This is a genomic window from Rathayibacter sp. PhB152, from assembly GCF_003751395.1.
Lineage (GTDB): Bacteria > Actinomycetota > Actinomycetes > Actinomycetales > Microbacteriaceae > Rathayibacter > Rathayibacter festucae.
On sequence record NZ_RJUT01000008.1, the window covers coordinates 232,166 to 255,754 of the forward strand.

Sequence of the window (23,589 nt, forward strand, 5' to 3'; positions counted from 1 at the left end):
GAGGGGACGCGGCGCGAGGCTCAGTTGGCCTCGGAGCGGCCCGTCCGCCAGTAGCCCATGAAGGCGACGCGGGTGCGGTCGACGCCGAGCTCGGTGACGAGGCAGCGGCGGATGAGCTTGATCGCGCCGGCCTCGCCGGCGATCCAGGCGTAGAGGCCGGGGTCGGTGCGCTCCGCGGGCACCTCCCAGAGGATCTCGCTGTCGACGTCGACGTCGGACACCTCGACCCCGCGGTGATGCGCCGTGAGGAAGCGGGTCGCCCAGCCGCGGACGGAGTCGCCGAGCTGCGCGCCCGGGGTCGTCCCGGTGCGCACCAGCCAGTGCACGCGGACTCCGGCGGGGTGCTGGAGCGGCAGGACGTCCGCCGCGCTCGGCACCTCGAGGAACGCGGCTCCGGTCGCCGAGGCGGGGAGGCTCTCGAGGATCGCGCTGATCGCGGGGACCGCGGTCTCGTCGCCCGCCATCAGGAGCGTCGTCGCCGCACCCGGGTGCCACTCGACGCCGCCGCCGGCCAGCTCCGAGCGCGTATCGGGCGCGATGATGACGACCTGCGCGCCGACGCGGGCCGACTCGACCCAGGCGGAAGCGGGACCGGTGTCGCCGTGTGCGACGAAGTCGACGTCGACCTCGGCCTGCTCGGGGCGCGTCGCGCGGATCGTGTAGGTGCGCAGCGGATTCCGCAGCGCGTCCGGCAGCTCGCGCCAGCGGGCGTACCAGTCGGGAGCGAGGCCGTCCGGCCCGCTCTCATCCGCGACCGAGGCCATGAAGTCGTGCGCGCTCGAGGTCGGCGTCGGCACGACCAGCTTGATCCGCTGGTCCGGGCCGGTGCAGCCGACCGAGCCGAGATCGTCACCGGTCAGCGTGATCCGGATGAAGTGCGGCGCGATCCGGGTCGCGCGGGCGACGGTCGCGAGATACGGCCGGTAGGCCGGACGGGCGGGGGCTTCGGTCAGCGGAGGCACCGGTCCAGTCTCGCAGAGAAGGTAAGCCTTACCTAATCCTGAGTGGCTCTCAGCGAGCGGCGTGCTCGGCTGACACCCGCAGGCGGGCGTCGACATCGGCGGCCAGCTCCGCGACGACGGCGCCCTCTCCGCCGACCCAGGCGCAGAAGTCGTGCCGGTCGTCCGCCCACGGGTAGTCGCCGTCGACGACGGACATCTCGCCCATCCAGGCGCGCACCGCGCGGTCGAGCGCGACGCCGCGCGCACAGGCGAGACCGGTGCCGGGAGCGCCGGAGCGCTGCGAGCGGCCGAGCCAGGTGACGCAGACGCGGCCGGGCGCCGAGAGCGGCGGCAGGCCGCGGGCGTCGTCGACCTCGACGAAGACCTGGCCCCGGGCGTTCGCGGGGAGCGCGTCGAGCATGCTCTGGATCCAGGGCACGACGGTCTCGTCACCCGCGATCAGGAACTGCTTGACGTCGACCGGCTCCGAGCCGTCTCGTCCCTCGAACATGCACATCGGAAGTAAGTATAGGCATGCCTAACCTGACCGGCCAAGGGTGCGGACCTGCCCGTTCGCCGGGTGTCCGCGGCGCCCGGCTCCCCGGGCCTCACCACTGCGGGGGGTGCCGCCGCTGCCAGCGCGCCCGGCGCTCCAGCTGCGCGCCGATCGACAGCAGCACCGCCTCACCGCCGGGTCGCCCGATCAGCTGGATCCCCATCGGCAGGCCGTCCGCCGTGACACTCAGCGGCAGCGCGATCGCCGGCAGGCCGCTCACGTTCACGAACGAGGTGTACGGCGTGTAGCGCACCTGCTGCTCGAAGTTGCGCTCCGGATCCTCAGCGTCGTACCAGCCGACCGGCCGCGGCGTCATCGTCATCGACGGGGTCAGGATCGCGTCGAACGGCGAGAAGGCGGCGATCACCGTGCGCTCGTAGGCGGACAGCACCCCCGCCGCCTCGACGATCTCGCGCGCCGAGCGCTTCCGCCCCTCGCGGATCAGCCACTGCGTCAGCGGCTCCAGCAGGTCGAGCTCGTCGCCCTCGATCGGGAGCGTCGACGCCCCGCTCTGCCAGAGCATCCGGAACGCGTCGGGGTAGGCGGCGGACGGCGGCAGCACCGCGTCGTCGAGACCGTGGCCGAGCGCCGAGAGCGCCGCGATGCCCTCGTCCAGCGCAGCGCGCGCCTCCGGAGCGAGCCCGATGTCGTACTCCTCGTCCCACGGCGAGGCCGTCAGCACGCCGATCTGGAAGCGGCCCTCCCCGCGCACGGCGGCACCGAGGAAGGAGCCGTCGCCGTCGCCCGGCGCGGTCAGCGCCGTGCGCTGCGGGACGACGCCGTTCCGGCGCTCGAGCATCCCCTCCAGCAGCATCCCGGCGTCCGCGACCGAGCGCGTCAGCGGACCGGCGACGACGAGGCCGCCCACTCCCCCCACTCCGGACAGCGCCGGCACCCGGCCGCGGGAGGGCTTGAGACCGACCAGACCGCAGGCGGCGGCGGGGATGCGGATCGAGCCGCCGCCGTCGGAGCCCGGCGCGAACGGGAGCAGACCCGCCGCGACCGCGCTCGCCGCGCCGCCGCTGGACCCGCCCGCGCCGCGCGAGGTGTCCCAGGGCGTGACCGTCGGCGGTCCGACGAGGTTCTCGGTGTAGGAGGGCATGCCGAACTCGGGCGCAGCCGTCTTGCCGAGGCTGATCGCCCCCGCCGCGTCGAGCACCTGGACGATCTCGTCGGAGGCGTCGGGGACGAAGGACTCGCGCAGCCGCGAGCCGAAGGTGGTCCGGACGCCGGCCCGGCGCCAGAGGTCCTTGTCGCCGCTCGGCAGCCCCCAGAGCAGCGCGGTGCGCGGCACGGAGCCGATCGAGGCCGCCCGGGCCCGCGCCGCGTCCGCGGTCACGGTGGTGAAGGCGCCCAGCTCCCCGTTCCAGCGCTCGATCCGGGCGAGGTAGTGCTCGGTCAGCTCGAGCGGGGTGATCTCGCCGCGCTGCAGCCAGTCCCACTGCTCCTGGGCGCTGAGGTGATGGAGTTCGAACATGGAACGACCCTATTCCGCCGCCTCGGTGCCGCTCTGGGAGCGCCGAGGTCGGGCGGAACAGGGTCGTGGGGTCGTGCGGGCCTACGCGGCGCGGCGGCCGATCTCGCGGACGCCGTCGTCGGTGCCGAACCGGCTGCCCGGGGTGATGACCGTGTCGCGGTCGACCCGCGCGCCGGTCGCGACGACGGCCGAGCCGCCGATCCGCGAGTAGCTGCCGATGCGGGCACCGGGGCCGATGATGGCCTCCGGGCCGACGTGGACGTTCGCGCCGATGAAGGCGCTGTGCCCGATCATCGCGTCGCGGTCGACCCAGCTGCCGGCGCCGATCCACGCGCGCTCCCCGACGGTGGCGCCGGGTTCGACGTAGGCGCCGGTCTCGACGTACGCCGACGCGGAGACGCGCGATCCCGGAGCGACCATGCCGCGTCCGTTCGCGTGACGGCGGTAGACGATCTCCTCGTCGGCGCCGCGCACTCCCCGTCCCTTGCTCATTCCTGTTCCTGCCATCTGCCTCGAGCTCCTCCGAGCGATCCGATGGGCGAGGCACTCGGGCCCCACCCCGCTGTTCAAGACAACAGCGCGCGAGGCCCGCACATTCCCCGTGCGGGGGGCACTCAGGCTCGGGGCTCGACCGCGTCCGCCACGGCCGTGACGACGCGTCGGAACCGCTCCGGCGCGTCCCGGATCCGGCGTCGGGCCAGCACCCCCGCGAGTGCCGACGAGGCGCCGGACGCGACGAGCTCGCACTCGACCCGCGAGCCCTCCTCGTCCGCCAGCACCCGCCATTGCTCGACTCCGACGACCGGCAGCCGCCGCTCGAGCCCGTCCGCCGAGCGCGCGAACGCCGGCCCGTCGTCGGCCGCGAGCACGTCGGCGAGCGCGGCGAGCACCACGGCGGGCTCGGCATGCAGGATCGAGGCGAGGGCGAGAATGCTGCGCATCGCGGCAGTCTCCCACGCCGGACCGCCCCCCCCCTTCTGCTCGAGCGGCCTCGGCCCATGCTGGTCGAGCAGCCCCGACTCATGCTGGTCGAGCACCCCTGCAGGGCACTCCATGCTGGTCGAGTAGCCCCGGAGGGGCGTATCGAGACCCGCGGCCAGTCGCCGTCAGGAGCGCTCGTCGAGCACGCGCCGCAGCCAGTCGAACGAGGCCTTCGGCACGCGGTCGCGGCTGCGGGAGTCCAGCGCCACCAGCCCGTGCGGCCGGGTGTAGCCGTGCTGCCACTCGAAGGCGTCCACCAGCGTCCACAGCTGAACGGCCTCCAGCGGCAGGCCCTCGTGCACGGCCTCGGCGAGCGCCCCGAGGTGCGCGCCGATCCAGCGGATCCGCTCCGTGTCGACGATCGCGCCCTGCCGGTCCGGCAGATCCGGATAGCTCGCGCCGAGCTCCGTCAGCACCAGCGGCGGCAGGGCATCCCCGTAGCGCTCGACGAGGCTCCGCAGCACCGCCACCGGCGCCCACGGCGCGAACGGCGAGCCGTCACCGGTCCGGTCGAGCTCCGGCCACGGCCGGGCGTGGAACGGCAGAGCCGGCGGAGCACCCGGCCCGGTCGGCAGCGCCGGATCGCGGCCGGCGGCGATCCGCTGCGGGGCCAGCGGCGCGACCCCGTAGAAGTCGAGCGGGGCACTGATGCGGGCGAGGTCCACCGGGTCGACGCCCGCGAGCGGCGCGAGGAACGGCGGCAGCTCCTCCGGCCCGGACGGATAGACGCCGGTGAGCACGGCGTCGGCCACGAGCCGGTTCTGCAGGACGTCGGCGAGCGCTGCCCACACGCCGTCCCGCTCCGACTCGCTCGCCGGCTCGACCACGGCCTGCGCGTCGACGAGCCCGATGCGCCCGGCGAGATCGGCGGAGCGGAGCGCCTCGACCGCGACCGCGTGCCCGAGCAGCTGGTGGTGCAGCGCGGGCAGCGCACTGAACAGCCGCCCGGCGCCCGGCGCCTGGTTCTTCAGCGCGTAGCCCTCGAGGAACACGGTCGACGGCTGATCCAGCGTGATCCAGTCCGCCACGCGGTCGCCGAGCCGCGAGCCGATCTCGAAGGCGACGTCGCCGAAGCGGAAGGCCGTGTCGCGGTTCATCCAGCCCCCGCTGAGCGCGGAGGGGGTGTCGCGGTGCTCCAGGGTGAGCGCGATCCGCAGCCCGGCCCCGGCCAGCTCATCGAGCAGGCGGTCGTAGAAGCCGAGGCCGCCGCGGTCGATCGGTCCGCGGCCGTCCGGCTGCAGCCGGGTCCAGGAGATCGAGAGCCGCAGCTCGTCGACGCCGAGGTCGACCAGCAGGGCGAGGTCCTCGCGCCAGCGCAGCACGAAGTCGGTGGCGAACTCGGGCGTCCCCTCCTCCGCGATCGTGCCGCGCCGCAGGGCGAAGTCGTCCCAGACGGAGCGGCCGCGACCGCCGGCCTCGAGCGAGCCCTCGGTCTGGAAGGCGCTCTGCGCGAGCCCGATCCTCAGCCCCGCAGGCAGCAGCCGCCCGAGCTCCCGCGGGTCGTCGAAGCGCGCGGTCTCGGCGCGCACCTGCTGCCGATCGCGTCCGCGCGCTGCGTCCTCGCTCATCTTTCCTCCGACTCGTCGATGGGTATATTGTCGCGGAAGCGCTCTCCCGCTCCGACCAGCCGCTCCCCCGGGCGGAGGAGGCGGATCCGCCCTTCGGTGTACATCCGGCAACGGGTGCGCGCCGCGCTTGACACCACCCGTGCGCCCCCGTGCAATGGACGCACCGTGATTCCGAGTGTCGCCGCGTCTGTTCCGGGGGGTTCCGCGACGAGGGGTCCGTCGGCCGTGCCGACGGGTCGCCTTCGCCGCTCCCCCCGTTCGTCGCGCCGCCGTCCGGCCGCCCTCCTGCTCGGGCTGCTCGTCGCACTGGGCGCCGCCGCCGGCCTGACCGCGCCGAGCGCGCAGGCCGCCGCGCCCCTCACGATCACCTCCCCGGCCTCCGGAACCGTGCTGCCGAGCGGTGCGGTCACCGCGACCGGCACCGGCACGGCGGGCGATCAGATCCAGATCGGCCTCACCGGCAGCAGCGAGCCGCTCTGCATCACCACCGTCGAGGCCGACGACACCTGGAGCTGCCTGCTCGACCTCGACGACGGCCGGATCCGCCTGACGGCCGTCGAGCTCCTCGCCGCCGGCGGCACCACCTCGGCCCGCACCGAGGTCGCCGTCCTCAGCGCCCCCGTCATCGAGTCGGTCGACGGCTCGGCGACCTCGGCCGGCTCGGTGAGCGGCACCGCCTACCCGGGAGCGAGCGTCGCGGTCACGACCGACGGCGGCGCCTCCTGCCTCGCCACCGCCGACGGCGCGGGCCGCTGGTTCTGCCAGCTCGCCCCCACGCCGGCACCCGGCAGCTACCGGGTGACCGCGACCCAGTCCGCCTCCTTCGCCGGGAGCACCGTCTCGCCGGCCAGCGCGGCCGTCTCGCTCGTCGTGGACACCGCGGCTCCGGTCGCGCCGGTCCTCGCATCCCCCGGCCCGGGCGCCGTGCTGCCGCTCACCGGCGCCGTCTACTCCGGCACCGCCACCGAGGGCACGCGGGTCTACGTCTACGTCGACCTCGTCAACACCTGCGACGCGCCGATCACCGGCGGCGCCTGGTCCTGCACGGGCGGCACAGTGACGGCCGGAGCGCACCGCGTCTCGGCGATCGCCGGCGACGCGGCCGGCAACTACAGCTCGCGCAGCCCGTGGATCGACGCCGGCTTCTCGGCGGCGACCACGACGCCCTCCGCCGCCCCCACCGCGACCGCTCCCGGCACGAGCACGGCGACCCCGGGCGGCAGCACGCCGACCACCGCCCCCGGCTCGCCGACGACCCGGCCGACGACTCCCGGGAGCACCGCGACCGCCGCGCCGACCCGACCCGGGCAGACGGCGCCCGCGCCGGAGCCCGTGCCGACCGACGGCGCCACGGCCGCCCCGGCACCCGGAGCGGCTCCCAGCGACCCGCCGCCGACCGCACCCGCCCCGGACGGCGGATCGGTCCCCGGCGGGTGGAGCGCCGCCACCGGGATGACCACGGCGCTCTCCTCCGGCGCGCCGATCGGCACCATGGCCGACTGGATGCGCTCCCTCGCCCTGGCGGTCGCCTCCCTCGCCCTGCTCGTCGTCCCCGCCCGCCTGGCCGTCGCCGGCCGGGTGCCGCGCGAGCCGCGCACCTGGCGCCTGACCGGCCGCAACCGCGCGAGCGTGGAGTACGACGACCGGCCCGAGCCCGCCCCGCTCTCGGCCCGGACGATGGTCGTCGGCATGATCGGCTGCGCCGCAGGTCTCGTGCTGCTCTCCGGTCGGGTCGACGGGCAGCCCGCCTACCTGCGCCTGCTGATCGCGGTGATCATCGCGGTCGCCGTCGTGAACGCCGTCGCCGCGGGTGTCCCCGCGCTGGTGGGGCGCCGCCTCGGCCTGCCGGGCATCCGCATCGTCGCCTCGCCCCGCGCGCTGCTGCTGGTGGCCGGCGCCGCACTCCTGTCGCGCTTCGCGGGCCTCGACCCGGCCTTCCTCTTCGGAGTGGTGATCGGGCTCGTCCTGCCCGAGGGCGCCTCGGCCGTGGCGCGCGCCAAGCTCGCGACCGTGCGGGTCGTCTCCCTGCTCGGCCTCGCCGCCGTCGCCTGGGGAGCCTCCGCGGCCGTCCCCGCCGACGGCTCCTTCGCCGCCGTCCTCACCACCGAGATCCTCAGCGCGACGACGCTGCTCTCGGTCGGCTCGAGCGTCGTGCTGCTCTTCCCGGTCGGCCGGCCGGCCGGGCAGAGCATCCTGCGCTGGTCGCCCGTGCTCTGGCTCGGGCTGACGCTGCTGGCGAGCACCGTGCTCTTCCTGCTCCTCACGCCGACGATCGCCGCCTGGGCGACGGACGGCGGCGGCGGGCCGGCGCTCTTCGCCGTGGTCGCCTTCACGGTCGTCTGCACGTCGATCTGGGCCTGGCGGCGCTTCGTCGACGTCGGCGAGTAGCACTAGGACGGCATCAAGCCCGGCGGCCCGGGTGCGGGCTCAGCCGATCGCGGCGAGCTCGCGCACGTCGTCGTCCGGCAGCACGTCGACGACGGCGCCGACGGTCATGTCGGTCAGCGTCGCGATGCCGTCGTAGACGCTGAGGAACGCCGTGTCCGCCGCATCGCGGCCGGTGGCGATCCGCACCAGGCTGGAGCGGGGCGCCAGTGTGGTCGCGTCGACCACCCGCCAGGAGCCCTCGATCCACGCCTCGGCGACCGCGTGGAAGTCCATCGGTGCGAGCCCCGGCGCGTAGACCGCGACCAGCCGGGCCGGCACGTCGAGCGCGCGCAGCAGCGCCACCACGAGGTGGGCGAAGTCGCGGCAGACCCCGCGGCGGGCGAGCAGCGTCCGCTCCGCACCGTCGGTGGGGAGGCTCGAGCCGGTCACGTAGGCGAGCCGGGTGCCGACCCAGGAGCTCACCGAGGCGAGCAGGGCGGCGCCCTCGAGGCACGCGAACTCGGCGCGCGCGGTCGCCCAGAGGATGTCCGACTCCGCGTAGCGGCTCGGCCGCAGGTAGCGCAGGCGGTCGACCTCCTCGCCGGGCAGCGGCTCCAGCACGCCGTCGACGCTCGCCGTGTAGTCGACGACGAGGCGTCCGACGCCCGCCTCGAGGACGTGCAGGCGGGTGCCGTGCTGGTCGAGCACCTCGCGGGCGGCGACCTCGCGCCCGTCCAGCTCGAGGGACAGCCGCTCCGGAGCCCCGTAGGCCTCCGCGACCGCGATCGAGAAGACGAGCGTCGCGGGTCGCGCGACGTCGAGGGTCAGCCGGGCGGAGACGTCGCGCTTCACGCGCCCTGCTCGCCCTTCGGCGGCGGGGTGGGAGCGGCGTCCGGCTCCTGCACGAGCTGCAGCCCGCCGGAGGAGTTCGCGGAGACCGTCAGCAGGTCGATCCAGGTGCGGTTGATCGACGGCACCCGGCCGCCGAAGTACTTGAAGTAGAGCGGCACCGACGGGTCGAGCCAGATGCTGGAGCGGCCGTCGCCGACCGCGGGGTCGTCGCGCCAGGAGAAGAAGAAGCTCTCGCGGCGGCGCAGCTTGTTGGCGATGACGATCTGGACGTGCGTGAGCGTGCGGTCGTCGAACTCGATCTCGACACCCGAGGCTCCGTAGAGCAGCTTCCCCATGGAGGCCTCCCGACCACCCGTCGCCGGGTGATGCATGACAGTGCCCGAGGGCACGAGAAGAAGGAGACGCCACGAGGCGCCACCGGGCCGCCCGCCCCCGGGACGGTGGCGCAGGCGCTCCGTCCGGGCGAGGACCGCCCGGCCACGACTCTATGCGAGGGCGGGCGCCGGCGTAGCGATTGACAGGATCGGACACGGCCGGATGGCCCGGATCGGAACTCCGGCGCTCCCGCGCGACTCACCGTCCGCACATCGCGGCGATGTCGGAGGTCGGACGTACGGTACCCGCATGATCGAATGCGCGAGCTGCGGAACCGATGCCGTCGTCCTGGACCGCTCCGGCGGTGCCGACTCCGAGGGGGTGAGCTCCGAGGAGCTCGTCGTCCTCTGCGCCGAGTGCGCCCCCGGCGAGATCACCGCCGCCCTCGAGGCGGCCCTCCTCGACGGAGCGAGCCGCTCCGAAGCGGTGCCGCTCAGCAGGAGCGCCCACGCACGAGCGGCCTAGCCCGGCGACCACGACCACGTAGAGCCTGGCCTCTGACGCGCCCGAGAATCCAGCGGCGGCGCGGTTCGTTACGAGCGTGGTCATGGGCGAACCGTGGGCCGATGAGGAACAACTTCGACGTCGACGTCCGAATCGTCAGTGACGGTGTTGCTCCTCCGCTGACGTGAGGGCGACATCTTGCGCCTCGACTCGCCGCCGATCAGGACTGAATTATCCTCGCTATCCGGAGTCGAGTCCTCCGGCAGGGAGCGTGGGTGGTCCAGTTCTGGCAAGCTCCGCTCACTCGTCTCCACTCCCGCCTGACGCCCGAGTCGAGCGCCGGATGCTGATCGCCTACGTCGACGAGTCGTACGACCAGGACTACTACTTCATCGGTGCCGCCCTGACCTCGAAGGAGAACTGGGACAGGCTCGAACGGGACTACCGGGTTCTCCGCGAGAGAGTGACGGCCGAGCACGGTGTCGAGCCCGGCGCCGAGCTCCATGGACACGAACTGATGGGCGGATCCGGGGATTGGAAGCCGTTGCGGGGCAGGCATCGCGAAGCGGCCGACGTCTATGCCGCGGCGCTCGGCATCGCTCAGCACGCCGGAGTTCAGTACCTCTTCCGCGGGGTCGACGTGCGGCGGCTGAACGCTCGCTACCAGCTCAAGCAGAAGCCTCACCCCGTCGTGCTGCAGCATCTCCTCGAGCGGATCGACGAGTACTGCCGCGGGTCCCTTTCCTCAGACTGTGACGGTGTCCGGGTGATCGCCGACGAGATAGCGACCCAAGACGACCACCGACGGGAGTTCGAGAGCTACCAGCTGCTCGGAACGCCCGGCTACCGCTCGAGCACACTGGGTCGGATCTCGGCGCCCATCCGCTTCGCGTCGTCGAGAGAGACGGCCGGGCTGCAAGCCGTCGACCTGGCGGTGTATCTGCACCGTCGAAGGCTCACCGTGACCGAGCGGCATCCCGCGTCCGCGAGGACAGTGGCGCGACTGGGCGCCCTGATCGACGCGTCGACCGCCCACGCCCGAGTCTGGACGCCCTGAGGAGCACTCCCCTCAACGACTGAAGCCCCGCAGAGCGGGGCTTCAGGCTGGCAACGTTCCGGCGACCGGCCCGTTGTCCTTCGATGCTACATCCGGTTGCGAAGGAGTCCAGCGCGCTGGCGCGGAGAGAGTGCCCCCACTGGGACTCGAACCCAGACTGAGACGATTTTAAGTCGTCTGCCTCTGCCGATTGGGCTATGGGGGCGACCACCGGGCGGCGCGCTCTCGCGCACCGCCCGAGGGCGCTGTCAGGCCTTGGCGGGCTCGCCGCCGACGGTCACGGGCGCACCGGCCGGGCCGGGGGTGCCTGCCGGAGCCGACTCGGCGGCCGGAGCGGCCGGACGGGGGCGCGACGCGTAGGTCTCGAAGGAGCCGCGCGGGTACTCGCGGGCCTCGATCGAGGCGATGTCGCGGCCGAGCCAGAGGTTGTTCCACCAGCCCCAGACCACGCGGAACTTGCGCTCCCACGAGGGCATGGCGAGACCGTGGTAGCCGCGGTGCATGACCCAGGCCGGGAAGCCCTTGATCGCGATCTTGCCGGACTGGAAGACGCCGATGCCGATGCCGAGACCGGCGACCGCTCCCGCGTTCTTGTGGAAGTAGTCCTTGGGCGCCTCGCCGCGGAGGACCGCGATGATGTTGGTCGCCATGAGCTTGCCCTGGCGGACGGCGTGCTGGGCGTTCGGCACGCAGAAGCCGCCGACGCCGCCACCGGTGAGGTCGGGGACGGCCGACACGTCGCCGGCGCCCCAGGCACCCTCGACGATGACGTCGTCGTGGCCCACGCGGAGGTCGGCGCGCACGCGCAGACGGCCGCGCTCCTCGATCGGGAGGTCGGAGTTCTTGATCGACGGGTTCGCCATGACGCCGGCGGTCCAGATGATCAGGTCGGACTCGAAGGTCTCGCCCGTCGACAGCTCGATGACGCCGCCCTCGGCGGACTTCAGCTGCGTGTCGAGGTGCACGGTGGCGCCGCGCTGGTCGAGGTTCTTCAGCACCCAGTGGCTCGTCTCGAGCGCGACCTCGGGCATGATCCGCCCCATCGCCTCGACGAGGTGGAACTTGGTCTCCTCGAAGTCGATCTCGGGGTAGCGCTTGAGCAGCGCGCTCGCGAAGGAGCGCAGCTCGGCGAAGACCTCGATGCCGGCGAAGCCGCCGCCGACGACGGTGACCGTCAGCAGGCGCGAGCGCTCGGGGCCGGCCGGCAGGGTCGCGGCCTTGTCGAAGTTGGTGAGGATGCGGTCGCGGATGGCGGTCGCCTCCTCGATCGTCTTGAGGCCGATCGCGTTGTCGGCGACGCCCGGGATCGGGAAGGTGCGCGAGACGGAGCCCGCGGTGACGACGATCTGGTCGTAGACGAACTCGTAGGGCTCGCCGACCGTCGGGGTGATCGTGGCGGTCTTGGACGCGTGGTCGATCTTGGTGACCTTCGCGGCGAGGATCGCGGTCTTCTTGAGGTGGCGGCGCAGCGAGACGATCGCGTGGCGCGGCTCGATGGAGCCGGCGGCGACCTCGGGGAGGAAGGGCAGGTACGCCATGTAGGGCAGCGGGTCGACGATCGTGACCTCGGCCTCGTTGGCGCGGAGGTACTTCTCCAGCTTCCACGCGGTGTAGAAGCCGGCGTAGCCGCCTCCGACGATCAGGATTTTGGGCACGGTGAACACTCCAGAGGGATGGACAATGCGAACACCCTGCTACTCGCGAAGTGCCCGCTCTCGATGCGGGTGGCAGCACTGACCCCGACTGGGAATCAGCCTAGCGAACCGCGCGTCGAATCGCGTCGACCCGCCGGGCCACCGAGTCGGTCAGACCTCGAGCGGCCGGCATTCGCAGCGCTCGGGCGACCAGTCGGCGCGGGCGAGCGCGAGGTCGCCGATCGGGTTCACTCCGGGGCCCGCGGCGAGCGCGTGGCCGGCGAGGGCGTGCAGGCACTTCACACGGGTCGGCATGCCGCCGGAGGAGATGCCGGCGATCTCGGGCACGACGGCGATGCTCTCGCGGTCGGCGAGGAAGGCGCGGTGGGCCGCCGCGTGCGCGTCGCGGAGCGCCTCGTCCTCGGCCAGGAGCGCGTTGTACTCGACCATGACCTGGGTCGCCTCGAGCTGCGAGATCGCGGCCGTCGCGGCGGGGTGGGTGAGGTAGTAGAAGGTCGGGAACGGCGTCCCGTCGCTCAGCCGCGGGCTGGTGGAGACCACCGTCGGGTTGCCGCAGACGCAGCGCGCGCTGATGCCGACCACGTCGCGGGCGGGGCGGCCCAGCTGGGCGGAGACGACGGCGATGTCGTGCTCGGTGGGCGGGTCGAACGGGGGCGTGGTCACGGAGGACTCCAGGGGGCGCGGGGACCGGAGGGAACTCTCCAGTGTAGGCGGGGGCCGGGCGGGGGGCCGGGGTCAGGGAGTGGGCGTGAGCTCCGCCGTCGTCGGGTCGCCGAGCCCGGAGACCGCGATCGAGGAGAGCAGCGAGCCCGCCCAGTCGCTCGGGGTCTTCTGCACCGAGTTCGAGGCCGGCTGCGCGGCCTGCTGCGCGACGGCGATGTCGTCGAGGACGAGGTAGCTGACCTCGCCCGGCATCACGAAGTACAGGCGCTCACGAGCCTGGGCGCGGATGAAGGCGGGATCGGACCAGCGCACGCGCTGCTCGTCGAGGTTCTGCGACTGGGTCTTCGCCGCGTCGACGGAGCGCTGCAGCTCGGCGATCTCGGCGCGCTGCTCGACGAAGTTCTTCACGCTGGGCGCCAGGACGACGACCGCCAGGATCATGATGCCCATCACGAGCAGCGTGAAGCCGGAGCCGCGGACGCCGGCGACCCAGGCGGAGGACGGTGCGACGGGGGGCTGCTTCGCGCGAGGGGTGCGCGAGGACTTCGGGGCGGAGGATCCGGGCTTCGCGCCGGGGCGCTTGGTGCCGGTCTTCACGGAACCGGTCGCCGAGCCCGGCTTCTTCGACGCGGACGACGTCGAGGCTGCGGACGAGGCAGCTGCGGCCGTCGAGGCAGCTGCGGCCGTCGAGGCAGCCGGCTTCGCGGCAGCGGGCTTCGACGCAGCGGGCTTCGAGGTCGACGCGGCCGGCGTCTCGGCGGCGGCCGGGCGGCGGGGCGCGCTCCCGGGAGTGGAGGGCCGGCGGGGCGGTCGGGCCATGGGCGGGTGCCTCCTCGAGCGGTGGAACGGATGAGGGCGGAACGGGAGCGGCCCCGATGCCCGCACCGAGGTGCTGGGCTCCGGGGCCGCTCCGGCGGGGAGAGACTACGCGGTGAAGCGCGGGAAGGCGGAGCGACCCGCGTACGTCGCGGCGCCTCCCAGGATCTCCTCGATGCGCAGCAGCTGGTTGTACTTCGCGACGCGGTCCGAGCGAGCCGGGGCGCCGGTCTTGATCTGGCCGCCGTCCACCGCGACCGCGAGGTCGGCGATGGTGGTGTCCTCGGTCTCGCCGGAGCGGTGCGAGAGGATCGCGGTCATGCCGCTGCGCTGGGCGAGGGCCACCGCGTCGAGCGTCTCGGTGAGCGTGCCGATCTGGTTCACCTTGACCAGGATCGAGTTGCCGGCCTTCTCGGCGATGCCGCGGGCCAGGCGCACCGGGTTGGTGACGTAGAGGTCGTCGCCGACGAGCTGCACCTTGTCGCCGATCTCGGCGGTGAGGTGGGTCCAGCCGGCCCAGTCGTCCTCGTCCAGCGGGTCCTCGATCGAGACCAGCGGGTAGTTGGCGACGAGGTCGGCGTAGTACGCGGACAGCTCCTCGGCCGAGAGCTTCTTGCCCTCGAAGGTGTACTTGCCGTCCTCGTAGAACTCGGAGGAGGCGACGTCGAGTGCGAGGCCGATGTCCTTGCCGGGGGTGAAGCCGGCGGCCTCGACGGCCTTGAGGATGAAGTCGAGCGCCTCGCGGTTGGTGGGCAGGTCGGGGGCGAAGCCGCCCTCGTCGCCCAGGCCCGTGGCGAAGCCGGCCTTCTTCAGCTGGGCCTTGAGCGCGTGGTAGATCTCGACGCCCCAGCGCAGGCCCTCGGAGAAGGACTCGGCGCCCAGCGGGACGGCCATGAACTCCTGGATGTCGACGCCGGTGTCGGCGTGCGCGCCGCCGTTGATGATGTTCATCAGCGGGACGGGCAGGGTGTGCGCGTTCGGGCCGCCGACGTAGCGGAAGAGGTCGAGGTCGGCCGACTGCGCGGCGGCCTTGGCGACCGCGAGGCTGACGCCGAGGATCGCGTTCGCGCCCAGGCGCGACTTGTTCTCGGTGCCGTCGAGCTCGATCAGCTCGGCGTCGACGAGGCGCTGGTCGGTGGCGTCGAAGCCCTCGATGGCCGGGCCGATCTCGTCGATGACGGCGTCGACGGCCTTCTGCACGCCCTTGCCGAGGTAGCGCTCGGCGTCGCCGTCGCGCAGCTCGTAGGCCTCGAAGGCGCCGGTGGAGGCACCGGAGGGGACGGCCGCTCGCGAGGACGCGCCGTCCTCGAGCAGGACCTCGACCTCGACCGTGGGGTTGCCACGGGAGTCCAGAATTTCTCGGGCGACGACTGCCTCGATAAGGGCCACAACTATCTCCTCTTGACGGGTGGGCTCCCGGAGGGCGGGAGCGGTCGGGAAGGAGTCTACTGACCGCCTCGGAACGGGAGGCGTCCGCGAGGCGTCGGTAGACTCCCAGGGCCCTGACGGCAGCCGCGCCGCACGGCCGCCGATCCGCTCCCGCCCCACCGGAGGACCCCGTGACCAGCACCGCCGCCGACCTCGTCGAGCGCCTCACCGAGGTCGTCCCCGACTTCCCGAAGCCCGGCATCCTCTTCCGCGACCTCACGCCGGTCTTCGGCGACGGCGAGGCGCTGCGCGCCGTCGCCGACGCGCTGATCGAGCCGTACCGCGGGCGGATCGACGCGATCGCCGGCGTCGAGGCGCGCGGGTTCCTCCTCGCCGCGGCCGCCGCCTACTCCGCGGGCCTCGGAGTCGTGACGATCCGCAAGCCCGGCAAGCTGCCGCGGACCGTGCTGAGCGAGCAGGCGACGCTCGAGTACGGCAGCACGCAGCTCGAGGTGCACGAGGACGCGGTGCCGAAGGGCGCGCGCCTGCTGCTCGTCGACGACGTGCTGGCCACCGGCGGCACCCTCGACGCCAGCTGCCGCCTGATCGAGCGCGCCGGCTGGTCCCTCGAGGGCATCGCCGTGGTGATGGAGCTCGACGGCCTGGGCGGCCGCGACCTGCTGTCCCCGCGCCGCATCGACGCGATCGTCACCGTCTGACCCGTCCCTCCCCGCTTCCGCGAGATGCCACTTGTGCGCGCGACACGCCGTGTCGGGCGTACACAAGTGGCATCTCGCGGAGGGGGGCGGACGTGGGTCAGGAGAGGGAGAGGGACATCCGGGACAGGACGAAGGTCTCGATGACCTGGACGACCATGTAGAGGATCAGCGAGACGCCGGTCACGAGGACGACGGCCGACCAGATGTCGTCGAAGCGGGCCTGGGCGGTCCAGCCCGCGATGCCGCCGCCGATGCCGTCGCCGGTGGAGAGCCACTCGGCCAGCAGCGCGCCGGTGATCGCTCCGGGGACGGAGACGCGGATCGCCGCGAAGAGCGAGGGCAGCGCGCCGGGGATGGCGACCTTGCGGATCGCCGTGAGCGTGGAGCCGCCGTAGACCGAGACGACGTCGAGCATCTGCGGCGAGGCGTTGTTGAGGCCGAACGCGATCGTGACCAGCGCCGGGAAGAGCACGACGATGCCGCCGACCACGGCGACCGAGGCGATCGTCCCCTGGCCGAAGACCAGGATGATCAGCGGCGTCATCGCGATCAGCGGGACCGACCGCAGCAGCAGCGCGAACGGCATCAGTGCGTGCTCGACGCCCTTGGACAGCCGGAAGAGGATCGCGACCAGGATCGCGACGATCAGGCCGGCCGCGAAGCCGATGAACGAGTCGACCATGGTGACGGCGAACAGCCCGCCGAGCTCGGCGCGGTTCTCAGCCGCCGACTCGTCGGTGACCAGGTGCGCCCAGACGTCCCACGGCCCCTTGATGACATACGGCGAGACGCCGCTGAAGAGGATCACGCCGATCCAGATCGCGAGGACGATCGCGACGGTCGACAGTGCGATCAGGAGGCTCTTGCGCAGGCTCTTCAGCGTGGCGCCGAGGGCGGCGCTGCGCAGCTGACGACGGAGCTCGTCGACCGCGATGATCTGCGTCGGGCTCGACTGCTCGGTGCGGTCGGGGATCGTGGAGGTCATGTCATGCCCGCTTTCCGGAGGACCACGGGGCGACGAGGCGCCCGATCAGGCCGACGAGGCCGTAGCCGATCAGCGCCACGGCCGCGCAGAGGAGGAAGAGCGCCCAGACGCGCGGTGAGTTCAGCGAGACCTGCGCCGCGACCAGGATCGGCCCGACCCCGGTCTCGATCTTGCCGAAGTACTCCCCCAGGATCGCGCCGAGGAACGCCGCGGGAACGGCGATCTGCAGCGCGGAGAGAATGTTCGGCAGCGCCGCGATGGCGCGGACCTTCCGGAGCTGGGTGAACTTCGTGCCGCCGTAGACGGTGACGACGTCGAGCGAGGCCTTGTCGGCCGCCTTGAGGCCGAGCAGGCTGCCGACGACGGTGGTGAAGAAGACCGAGAGCCCGGCGAGGAAGATCGCGGTGGCGCTCGGCCGCCCCGGCGCGTCGGAGCCGCCGAGGATGAGGAGCACGAGCGTCCCGATCGCGACGATCGGCACGCAGTAGGTGACGACCGCGAGCTGGGAGACGATCCCCTCCAGCCACGGCACGATCAGGACGAGCGCGGAGAGCACCAGGGCGATGAGGTTGCCCCAGAAGTAGCCGACCGCGGCCTCGCCGATCGTCACCGAGAAGTTGGCCCAGTAGAACGCGGGTCCGTCCTCCGCGATGGTCTGCGCGACCTGGATCGGCGTGGGGACCGGCGCGTAGGTCGTGCCGCCGGTGGGGGCTGTGATCAGGGCGATCAGCCACCAGACGGCGATGATGCCGACGATGCCGATCAGCCCGGAGGCCCAGGGCGGGAGCGAGCGCGAGCGGCGCTCGGTCGACGGGGCGGGAGCGGGGAGCAGGGTGGCCACGGGGCGCCTCAGTGGTCGTCGGCGGCCGCGCCGCCGTCGCCGAACAGCAGCTCGGACGCCTGGTCGACGTAGGCGTGGAACTCGGGGGTGCGCTGCATCTCCGGCGTGCGCGGGCGGGGCAGGTCGATCTCGATGATCTCCTTGACCCGGCCGGGCCGCGGGCTCATCACGGCGACCTGGTCGGAGAGGAAGATCGCCTCCGAGATGCCGTGGGTGACGAGGAGGGTCGTGGCCGGCTTCTCGGTCCAGATCCGCAGCAACTCGAGGTTGAGCTTCTGCCGCGTCATGTCGTCGAGCGCACCGAACGGCTCGTCCAGCAGCAGCACCTCGGGCTTGAGGATGAGGCAGCGGGCGATCGAGACGCGCTGGCGCATGCCGCCGGAGAGCTGCGCCGGCTTGGCCTTCTCGAAGCCACGCAGGCCCACGAGGTCGATCAGCTCGTCGATGTAGGACTGGTCCACCGACTTGCCCGCGATCTCGAACGGGAGGCGGATGTTCGACATCACGCTGCGCCAGGGCAGGAGCGCGTGGTCCTGGAAGGCGATGCCGAGCTTGTTGTCGCGGCGCAGCTCCTTGGGCGTGCGGCCGTCCACCCGGATGGAGCCCGAGGTGGGCTCCTCCAGCCCCGCGAGGATCCGCAGGATGGTGGACTTGCCGCAGCCCGAGGGGCCGAGGAGCGCGAGGAAGCTGCCCTGGTCGGTGTGCAGATCGGTGTCCTGCAGCGCGGTGACGCTGCGAGAGCCCATCCGGAACGTCTTCGACAGGCCGTGGATCTGGATGCCGGTGCCGCCGGCACCCTGCTCGCGCAGAGTGCCGGCGTCGGTCGTGTCGGTCACGAGTGGTGCCCTCCGTGGTGCTGCATGTTCGGTGGTGCTGGTTAGAAAGCCGGGGTCAGGCGGCGTACTTGACGAGGTCGGGGTTCTCCTCGTAGACCTCGGCGAGGAGGCTCATGTCGAAGAGGTCGGCGGCGTCGACGTCGATGCCGGCGCCCGAGAGCGACGCGAGCGTCTCCTCCTGGAGGCTGTCCGAGATCGTGAAGAGGCCGTTCGCGACGGTCTCGTCCGAGACGACGAGCTCCTCGGACTGGATGGTGGAGCCCTTCTTGGAGGACTCCTCGTCGAGGCCGAGGTCCTTGCCGTAGGTCTCGAGGGCGAGCATCGCGCCGGCCTCCGGGTCGTTGACTGCGTCGGTCCAGCCCTTGATCTCGGCGACGAGGAAGGCCTTGAGCGCCTCGCGCTTGTCGGCGATGGCCATGTCGGTGACGGTGAAGGTCTCGGCGACGAAGGGGAGGCCGTTGTCGGCGAAGGGCAGGTTGACGACCTCGTAGCCCTCGGCGGCGACGGTGATCGCCTCGTTGGTCAGGTAGGCGATGAAGCCGTCGACGGTGCCGTTGATCAGGACCGAGGGGTCGTACTCGACCGGGACGACGGTGACGTCGGACTCGGCGAGGCCGTTCGCCTTCAGCAGCGCCTGGAAGAGCGAGGTGTTCGACGCCTGGACGCCGATCTTCTTGCCGGCGAGGTCGGCGGGGGTGGCGATGTTGCCGGCGGTCGCGATCGAGAGGACCGTGAACGGGTTCTTCTGGTAGGTCGCGCCGATGATCTTGAGCGGCGCCTTCTCGTTGGCGACGACGGTGCCGACCGAGACGGCGTCGCTGAGCGCGACGTCGGCCGAGCCGGACAGCAGCTCGGCGGTGCCGGTCGAGGGGCCCGCGGTCAGCGTGACGCCGGAGAGGCCGGCCTCGGTGTAGTAGCCCTTGGAGTCGGCGAAGAACTCGCCCGCGAACTCCTCGTTCTTGATCCAGGAGAGCTGGACCTTCAGGGTGCCGAGGTCGCCGCCGTCCTCGGCCGAGGCGCCGGAGGAGTCGGAGGCGCAGGAGGCGAGGACGGAGACGCCGCCGAGGGCGAGACCGGCGACGCCGGCCATGCGCAGGACGCTGCGGCGGTCGAAGGTCTGCGAGGTGCGGAAGGGCGACAGGGGCAAGGGGGACTCCTCGGGTAAGGCGGTGGAAGCTGCTGTGGTGCGCGGTTCGCGACGGGTGCCCCACGGGGCGCGCCAAGCCGCGCCGATCGGGGTGCCTCGACGCTATCCTCGGGAGATTTCTCCGGTGTGTCCGCAGATTTCGCGGGTATTAAGGGTCTCACGGATCCGACAACGATCCGACCGTTCCGCCCGTCCCTCCCGGCGGATCGACTGAGGCCCCTCTCAGCTCAGCCGAGCGGCTTGAAGGCGAGATCCGCGGCCACTGCGGCGTCGCGGGGCACGAGTGCGAACCGCGTGAATCCGGCGGCGGCGGCCCGGTCGAGCAGCGGCGTGAGGTTCTTCGCGCGGCGCTCGAGGCGCACGCGGGAGCCGCCGGCGATCAGCTCCTGCTTGAGCGCGAGCAGCACCTCCGGAGCCGCGTCCCGCTCGTGCACGAGGACGACCGCGTCCGGCCGCTCGTCCAGCGGCACGTCGATCAGCTCGACGATCCGCTCGAAGCCGATGGAGAAGCCGCAGGCCGGCACGTCCTGGCCGAGGAAGCGCCCGATCATGCCGTCGTAGCGTCCGCCGCCGCCGACGGACGAGCCGGAGGAGGGGTGCGCGATCTCGAAGATGGTGCCGGTGTAGTAGCCCATCCCGCGCACGAGCGTGGGGTCGAAGCGGAGCGAGACGCCGGTCGGCAGCGAGCGCAGCGACCGGGCGAGCGTCTCGAGCGCGAGCACCGCCTCCGGGTCGATGCCCTCGGGCAGCACGCCGAGGATCGCGGACTGCTCGAGCGCCACTCCCCCGGCCGCGACGGCCGCCTCGATGCGGGCGAGGTAGCCGCCGAGCACGGCCGCGGCGTCCGGTCCGTCGGCCTCGAGCTCGGCGACGACTCCGCTCGCACCGATCTTGTCGAGCTTGTCGATCGAGATCAGGGCCGGGCCGAAGCGCTCGGGAGCGAAGCCGCAGTGCTCGAGGATGCCGGTGAGGATCCGGCGGTCGTTGATCCGGATGGTGCACTCGCGCAGGCCCAGGGTGTCGAGGGCGGCGGCCGTCGCGGTGATCAGCTCGACCTCGGCCAACTGCCCGGGCTCGCCGATGATGTCGATGTCGCACTGGACGAACTGGCGGTAGCGGCCCTTCTGCGGGCGCTCGGCGCGCCAGACCGGTGCGATCTGGACGGAGCGGAAGACGGTCGGCAGCTCGGCGCGGTGGCTGGCGTAGAAGCGGGCGAGCGGGACGGTGAGGTCGAAGCGGAGGCCGAGGTCGGCCAGGCCCGAGGCGTCGTCCGCCGCGGCCGCCGCCGCGAGGTCGTCGTGCGAGAGTCCGCGGCGCAGCACGCTGAAGGCGAGCTTCTCGTTGTCGCCGCCGAGGCCGGAGTGCAGGCGCTCGAAGTCCTCGACGACCGGGGTCTCGATCTCGTCGAAGCCGTGCGCCGCGTAGACCCGGCGGATCACTCCGAGCGCGTGCTCGCGCTTCGCCTTGTCGGCCGGGAGGAAGTCGCGCATGCCGCGGGGCGGGGTGATCGCAGAAGCCATGCGGCGATTCTCCCAGACCGTCGACCGGTGTTCTCCGGCCCTCCGCGCCGTCGGCGTCCGGCCCGTCGGGGGTGTCGGCTAGGCTCGCGGCGCTCGCGCGGTCAGGGGGATCGCCGCGGACCGAGGAGGGGGACTCGATGGACACGCACGCTGATGCCGGCATCGTCGCGGAGGGGGTGTCGCGGGCGTTCGGGCCGGTGCACGCCGTGCGCGACGCCAGCTTCGAGGCCCGGCCCGGTGAGGTCACCGCGCTGATCGGGCCAAACGGCGCGGGCAAGACGACGCTGATGCTGCTGCTCGCGACGCTGCTGCGCCCCGACGCCGGGCTGCTCCGCGTCGCCGGTCACGACCCTGTGGAGGAGCCCGCCGCCGTGCGGGCCGCGCTCGGCTGGATGCCCGACGTCCTCGGCTCCTGGGCGAGCCTGACCTGCCGGGAGACCCTCCGGACGACCGGGCAGCTGTACGGGCTGCCGCGCCCGGACGCCGAGGCCCGGGCGGACGAGCTGCTCGGGCTCGTGGATCTGGTCGAGTTCGGCGACCGGCCGACCCGGGTGCTCTCGCGCGGCCAGAAGCAGCGGCTCAGCCTCGCCCGGGCGCTCGTGCACGACCCGTCGGTGCTGGTGCTCGACGAGCCGGCCTCGGGGCTCGATCCCGGCGCGCGGATCGCGCTGCGCGACCTCGTGCTGCGGCTCGCCGGCGAGGGGCGCACGGTGCTGGTCTCGAGTCACGTGCTCTCCGAGCTCGACGAGATGGCGACCGCGGCGGTCTACCTCGACGGCGGGGTGACGGCCTCGCAGGAGGCGGTCGCGCGCGCGTCGCGGGCGCTGCGGGCCTGGCGGATCGACGCGGTGCGGCCGCGGGGGGCGGAGCTCGCCGAGGTCGTCGAGCGGCTGACGGGCGTGCCGGTCCGAGTGGAGCGCGATGCAGCGCTCGTGCCGGTCGTCAACGACGCGGCGGCGGCCGAGCTGCTCTCGCGGCTGGTGTCGGCCGGGGTCGCGGTCAGCCGCTTCGCGCCCGCGGTCGGCGAGCTGGAGCACACCTTCTCGGATCTGACCCGCTCGGCCGGGGAGCCGGGGAGTGCCGCGGGGCCTGGCCGGCCCGCGGAACCGAGCACCGAGAACGAGGAGGACGCCCGATGAGCACCGAGACCACCGCCCGGCCGCTGCCGTTCCTGCAGGGCGTCGGCATCGTGCTCCGCCTCGAGCTCGCGCAGCGGGTGCGCGGGACCTCGTCCTTCGTCCTGCTCGGGCTGTTCTTCCTGCTGGTCGGCGCGGTCACCGGACTGCTGGTCGTCGCGACCGGCGTCTTCTCGGGCAGCGGCGCCGTCGTGGGCGGCTTCCTCTACTCGACCCTCGTCTACTTCGTGCTGCTGCTGGGCAGCCTGGTGACGCCCGCGCTCTCCGGCACGGCCGTGAACGGCGACCGCGACGCGGGGACCCTCGCGACGACGCAGGTCACCCTCGTGACCACGGCGCAGCTCGTGCTCGGCAAGTTCGTCTCGGCCTGGCTGGTCGCGCTGGCGTTCCTCGCGAGCACCGTGCCGTTCCTGCTCGTCGCCGTCGGGGTCGGCGGGGTGTCGCTCGCCTCCGCGTCGGTCTCGGTGCTCGTGCTCGCGGTGCAGCTGGGCGTCGTCGCGGCGATCGGAGTGGGTCTCAGCGGGATCCTCGACCGGCCGCTGATGTCGGTCGTCACCACCTACCTGGTGGTCGCGGCGATGAGCGTCGGATCCTTGATCGCGTTCGGGCTGCTGACGGCGGTCACGACCACGGAGCAGCAGACCGTCTTCGTCGACGACGAGCAGGGGATCTGCGGACCGGACTACGAGACGCAGGTGGCGCGGGCCGACTACTACTGGGGGCTGCTCGCGCTGAACCCGTTCGTGGTGCTGGCCGACGCCGTCCCGCCGCAGCTCGACGAGTACGGCTCGCCGGAGGACCTGTTCACCGGGCTCTCGCTGCTGGTGCGGCAGGCGCAGATCGCGCCGGAGCCGGTCGTCGAGCTCTCCTGCTCCGGCTACACCGGCTCGACGCGGCCGAACACTCCGGAGGAGGTCTTCGACTCGACCGTCCCGTCCTGGTTCGTCGGTCTGACGCTGCAGCTGGTGCTGGCGGTCGGCCTGCTGCTCGGCGCGATCCGCCGCACGGCGACGCCGGCGGCCCGCCTGCCCCGCGGGCGCCGCGTGGCCTGACCGACGGCCTTCCTGCTGATCGAGTAGCCCGCGCAGCCGGCCGTTCATGCTGTTCGAGTGGCCCGCGCGGCGGGCCGACCATGCTGATCGAGTAGCCCGCGCAGCGGGCGTATCGAGATCCACCGTTCTGGAGACGTGGGGGGCGGTTTCATACGGTTGTTGCAACGGAGGGGTGGTTGCATGCCGGGTCGTCGGTTGGATGCGGGTGAGCGGGGTCAGATCGCGGTGTTGTT

General features: G+C 72.8%; 24 protein-coding genes and 1 tRNA gene. 7 read left to right on the forward strand and 18 right to left on the reverse strand.

What is annotated here, in order from left to right:
* Positions 1 to 20: 20 nt before the first annotated feature.
* The 6 genes from EDF36_RS18270 to EDF36_RS18290 all read right to left on the reverse strand — a co-directional run bounded on the left by EDF36_RS18270 (position 21) and on the right by EDF36_RS18290 (position 5,523).
* Positions 21 to 962 carry a siderophore-interacting protein gene (locus tag EDF36_RS18270; protein ID WP_260300784.1) on the reverse strand — a complete coding sequence of 314 codons (942 nt, stop codon included), beginning with the start codon at positions 960 to 962 and terminating at the stop codon, positions 21 to 23.
* A gap of 49 nt (positions 963 to 1,011) precedes the next feature.
* The gene (locus EDF36_RS18275) at positions 1,012 to 1,452 is read right to left on the reverse strand and encodes an SIP domain-containing protein (RefSeq protein WP_166674142.1); all 441 of its coding nucleotides are present in this window, start codon (positions 1,450 to 1,452) and stop codon (positions 1,012 to 1,014) included.
* Positions 1,453 to 1,549: 97 nt separating this feature from the next.
* Positions 1,550 to 2,974: an amidase gene (locus EDF36_RS18280; RefSeq protein WP_123734077.1), complete on the reverse strand. Its 1,425-nt coding sequence runs from the start codon at positions 2,972 to 2,974 to the stop codon at positions 1,550 to 1,552.
* Between the two features lie 81 nt (positions 2,975 to 3,055).
* Positions 3,056 to 3,466 (reverse strand): transferase, encoded by a 411-nt coding sequence (locus tag EDF36_RS21420; protein WP_133963110.1) that lies wholly within the window; start codon positions 3,464 to 3,466, stop codon positions 3,056 to 3,058.
* A gap of 122 nt (positions 3,467 to 3,588) precedes the next feature.
* Positions 3,589 to 3,915 carry a hypothetical protein gene (locus EDF36_RS21425; protein WP_185020541.1) on the reverse strand — a complete coding sequence of 109 codons (327 nt, stop codon included), beginning with the start codon at positions 3,913 to 3,915 and terminating at the stop codon, positions 3,589 to 3,591.
* A 165-nt stretch (positions 3,916 to 4,080) separates the two neighbouring features.
* Entirely contained in the window at positions 4,081 to 5,523 is a 1,443-nt protein-coding gene (locus tag EDF36_RS18290) for a glycoside hydrolase family 1 protein (protein ID WP_123734079.1), read from the reverse strand.
* Between the two features lie 225 nt (positions 5,524 to 5,748).
* Here EDF36_RS18290 and EDF36_RS18295 point away from each other — a divergent pair, with 225 nt between their 5' ends.
* Positions 5,749 to 7,911 (forward strand): hypothetical protein, encoded by a 2,163-nt coding sequence (locus tag EDF36_RS18295; RefSeq protein ID WP_123734080.1) that lies wholly within the window; start codon positions 5,749 to 5,751, stop codon positions 7,909 to 7,911.
* A 39-nt stretch (positions 7,912 to 7,950) separates the two neighbouring features.
* On the opposite strand, the gene EDF36_RS18300 is transcribed toward EDF36_RS18295, so the two are convergent.
* Together EDF36_RS18300 and EDF36_RS18305 are read right to left on the reverse strand one after the other, a co-directional pair.
* Positions 7,951 to 8,742: a transglutaminase family protein gene (locus EDF36_RS18300; protein ID WP_123734081.1), complete on the reverse strand. Its 792-nt coding sequence runs from the start codon at positions 8,740 to 8,742 to the stop codon at positions 7,951 to 7,953.
* On the reverse strand, positions 8,739 to 9,077 hold the full coding sequence (locus EDF36_RS18305) for an ATP-dependent DNA ligase (protein WP_068211888.1): 339 nt from the start codon (positions 9,075 to 9,077) through the stop codon (positions 8,739 to 8,741). Before EDF36_RS18305 ends, EDF36_RS18300 begins: the two co-directional genes overlap by 4 nt.
* Positions 9,078 to 9,366: 289 nt before the next feature.
* Between EDF36_RS18305 and EDF36_RS18310 the strand changes: the two genes are divergently transcribed.
* Positions 9,367 to 9,582 carry a hypothetical protein gene (locus EDF36_RS18310; RefSeq protein ID WP_123734082.1) on the forward strand — a complete coding sequence of 72 codons (216 nt, stop codon included), beginning with the start codon at positions 9,367 to 9,369 and terminating at the stop codon, positions 9,580 to 9,582.
* Between the two features lie 322 nt (positions 9,583 to 9,904).
* On the forward strand, positions 9,905 to 10,618 hold the full coding sequence (locus EDF36_RS18315; RefSeq protein WP_123734083.1) for a DUF3800 domain-containing protein: 714 nt from the start codon (positions 9,905 to 9,907) through the stop codon (positions 10,616 to 10,618).
* 131 nt (positions 10,619 to 10,749) lie between these two features.
* On the opposite strand, the gene EDF36_RS18320 is transcribed toward EDF36_RS18315, so the two are convergent.
* The 4 genes from EDF36_RS18320 to EDF36_RS18335 all read right to left on the reverse strand — a co-directional run bounded on the left by EDF36_RS18320 (position 10,750) and on the right by EDF36_RS18335 (position 13,533).
* Positions 10,750 to 10,823 (reverse strand) — tRNA-Leu (locus EDF36_RS18320).
* 43 nt (positions 10,824 to 10,866) lie between these two features.
* Positions 10,867 to 12,273, reverse strand: coding sequence for an NAD(P)/FAD-dependent oxidoreductase (locus EDF36_RS18325; RefSeq protein ID WP_123705592.1), 1,407 nt, complete (start codon positions 12,271 to 12,273; stop codon positions 10,867 to 10,869).
* A 150-nt stretch (positions 12,274 to 12,423) separates the two neighbouring features.
* Positions 12,424 to 12,936 (reverse strand): DUF501 domain-containing protein, encoded by a 513-nt coding sequence (locus tag EDF36_RS18330; RefSeq protein ID WP_123734084.1) that lies wholly within the window; start codon positions 12,934 to 12,936, stop codon positions 12,424 to 12,426.
* Positions 12,937 to 13,008: 72 nt separating this feature from the next.
* Positions 13,009 to 13,533, reverse strand: a complete 525-nt coding sequence (locus EDF36_RS18335) for a septum formation initiator family protein (RefSeq protein WP_123734085.1) — start codon at positions 13,531 to 13,533, stop codon at positions 13,009 to 13,011.
* On the opposite strand from EDF36_RS18335, the gene EDF36_RS21640 reads away from it, so the two are divergent.
* On the forward strand, positions 13,520 to 13,789 hold the full coding sequence (locus EDF36_RS21640) for a hypothetical protein (protein WP_123734086.1): 270 nt from the start codon (positions 13,520 to 13,522) through the stop codon (positions 13,787 to 13,789). The genes EDF36_RS18335 and EDF36_RS21640 overlap by 14 nt on opposite strands.
* A gap of 71 nt (positions 13,790 to 13,860) precedes the next feature.
* Here the strand turns inward: EDF36_RS21640 and eno are convergent, their stop codons facing one another.
* Positions 13,861 to 15,141 (reverse strand): phosphopyruvate hydratase, encoded by a 1,281-nt coding sequence (gene eno, locus EDF36_RS18345; RefSeq protein WP_123447613.1) that lies wholly within the window; start codon positions 15,139 to 15,141, stop codon positions 13,861 to 13,863.
* 170 nt (positions 15,142 to 15,311) lie between these two features.
* Here eno and EDF36_RS18350 point away from each other — a divergent pair, with 170 nt between their 5' ends.
* Entirely contained in the window at positions 15,312 to 15,839 is a 528-nt protein-coding gene (locus tag EDF36_RS18350) for an adenine phosphoribosyltransferase (protein WP_123734087.1), read from the forward strand.
* 97 nt (positions 15,840 to 15,936) lie between these two features.
* On the opposite strand, the gene EDF36_RS18355 is transcribed toward EDF36_RS18350, so the two are convergent.
* The 5 genes from EDF36_RS18355 to hisS all read right to left on the reverse strand — a co-directional run bounded on the left by EDF36_RS18355 (position 15,937) and on the right by hisS (position 21,168).
* Positions 15,937 to 16,824 (reverse strand): ABC transporter permease, encoded by an 888-nt coding sequence (locus EDF36_RS18355; RefSeq protein WP_221181688.1) that lies wholly within the window; start codon positions 16,822 to 16,824, stop codon positions 15,937 to 15,939.
* A gap of 1 nt (position 16,825) precedes the next feature.
* Positions 16,826 to 17,665 carry an ABC transporter permease gene (locus EDF36_RS18360; protein ID WP_260300786.1) on the reverse strand — a complete coding sequence of 280 codons (840 nt, stop codon included), beginning with the start codon at positions 17,663 to 17,665 and terminating at the stop codon, positions 16,826 to 16,828.
* An 8-nt stretch (positions 17,666 to 17,673) separates the two neighbouring features.
* Positions 17,674 to 18,411 carry an ABC transporter ATP-binding protein gene (locus EDF36_RS18365; RefSeq protein ID WP_123705595.1) on the reverse strand — a complete coding sequence of 246 codons (738 nt, stop codon included), beginning with the start codon at positions 18,409 to 18,411 and terminating at the stop codon, positions 17,674 to 17,676.
* Between the two features lie 145 nt (positions 18,412 to 18,556).
* Positions 18,557 to 19,648, reverse strand: a complete 1,092-nt coding sequence (locus EDF36_RS18370) for an ABC transporter substrate-binding protein (protein WP_260300787.1) — start codon at positions 19,646 to 19,648, stop codon at positions 18,557 to 18,559.
* A gap of 227 nt (positions 19,649 to 19,875) precedes the next feature.
* Positions 19,876 to 21,168 (reverse strand): histidine--tRNA ligase, encoded by a 1,293-nt coding sequence (gene hisS, locus EDF36_RS18375; protein WP_123734088.1) that lies wholly within the window; start codon positions 21,166 to 21,168, stop codon positions 19,876 to 19,878.
* A 137-nt stretch (positions 21,169 to 21,305) separates the two neighbouring features.
* On the opposite strand from hisS, the gene EDF36_RS18380 reads away from it, so the two are divergent.
* Positions 21,306 to 22,307, forward strand: coding sequence for an ABC transporter ATP-binding protein (locus EDF36_RS18380; protein ID WP_123734089.1), 1,002 nt, complete (start codon positions 21,306 to 21,308; stop codon positions 22,305 to 22,307).
* Positions 22,304 to 23,356 (forward strand): ABC transporter permease, encoded by a 1,053-nt coding sequence (locus EDF36_RS18385; protein ID WP_123734090.1) that lies wholly within the window; start codon positions 22,304 to 22,306, stop codon positions 23,354 to 23,356. Before EDF36_RS18380 ends, EDF36_RS18385 begins: the two co-directional genes overlap by 4 nt.
* The last annotated feature ends 233 nt before the right edge of the window (positions 23,357 to 23,589 follow it).

What these genes read in the sequence shown, in the direction of transcription:
- EDF36_RS18275 (WP_166674142.1), bottom strand. Translation starts at nt 1,452, where the DNA reads ATGTTCGAGGGACGAGACGGCTCGGAGCCGGTCGACGTCAAGCAGTTC.
- EDF36_RS18280 (WP_123734077.1), bottom strand. Translation starts at nt 2,974, where the DNA reads ATGTTCGAACTCCATCACCTCAGCGCCCAGGAGCAGTGGGACTGGCTG.
- EDF36_RS21420 (WP_133963110.1), bottom strand. Translation starts at nt 3,466, where the DNA reads ATGAGCAAGGGACGGGGAGTGCGCGGCGCCGACGAGGAGATCGTCTAC.
- EDF36_RS21425 (WP_185020541.1), bottom strand. Translation starts at nt 3,915, where the DNA reads ATGCGCAGCATTCTCGCCCTCGCCTCGATCCTGCATGCCGAGCCCGCC.
- EDF36_RS18290 (WP_123734079.1), bottom strand. Translation starts at nt 5,523, where the DNA reads ATGAGCGAGGACGCAGCGCGCGGACGCGATCGGCAGCAGGTGCGCGCC.
- EDF36_RS18305 (WP_068211888.1), bottom strand. Translation starts at nt 9,077, where the DNA reads ATGGGGAAGCTGCTCTACGGAGCCTCGGGTGTCGAGATCGAGTTCGAC.
- EDF36_RS18310 (WP_123734082.1), top strand. Translation starts at nt 9,367, where the DNA reads ATGATCGAATGCGCGAGCTGCGGAACCGATGCCGTCGTCCTGGACCGC.
- EDF36_RS18315 (WP_123734083.1), top strand. Translation starts at nt 9,905, where the DNA reads ATGCTGATCGCCTACGTCGACGAGTCGTACGACCAGGACTACTACTTC.
- EDF36_RS18355 (WP_221181688.1), bottom strand. Translation starts at nt 16,824, where the DNA reads ATGACCTCCACGATCCCCGACCGCACCGAGCAGTCGAGCCCGACGCAG.
- EDF36_RS18365 (WP_123705595.1), bottom strand. Translation starts at nt 18,411, where the DNA reads ATGGGCTCTCGCAGCGTCACCGCGCTGCAGGACACCGATCTGCACACC.
- hisS (WP_123734088.1), bottom strand. Translation starts at nt 21,168, where the DNA reads ATGGCTTCTGCGATCACCCCGCCCCGCGGCATGCGCGACTTCCTCCCG.
- EDF36_RS18380 (WP_123734089.1), top strand. Translation starts at nt 21,306, where the DNA reads ATGGACACGCACGCTGATGCCGGCATCGTCGCGGAGGGGGTGTCGCGG.
- EDF36_RS18385 (WP_123734090.1), top strand. Translation starts at nt 22,304, where the DNA reads ATGAGCACCGAGACCACCGCCCGGCCGCTGCCGTTCCTGCAGGGCGTC.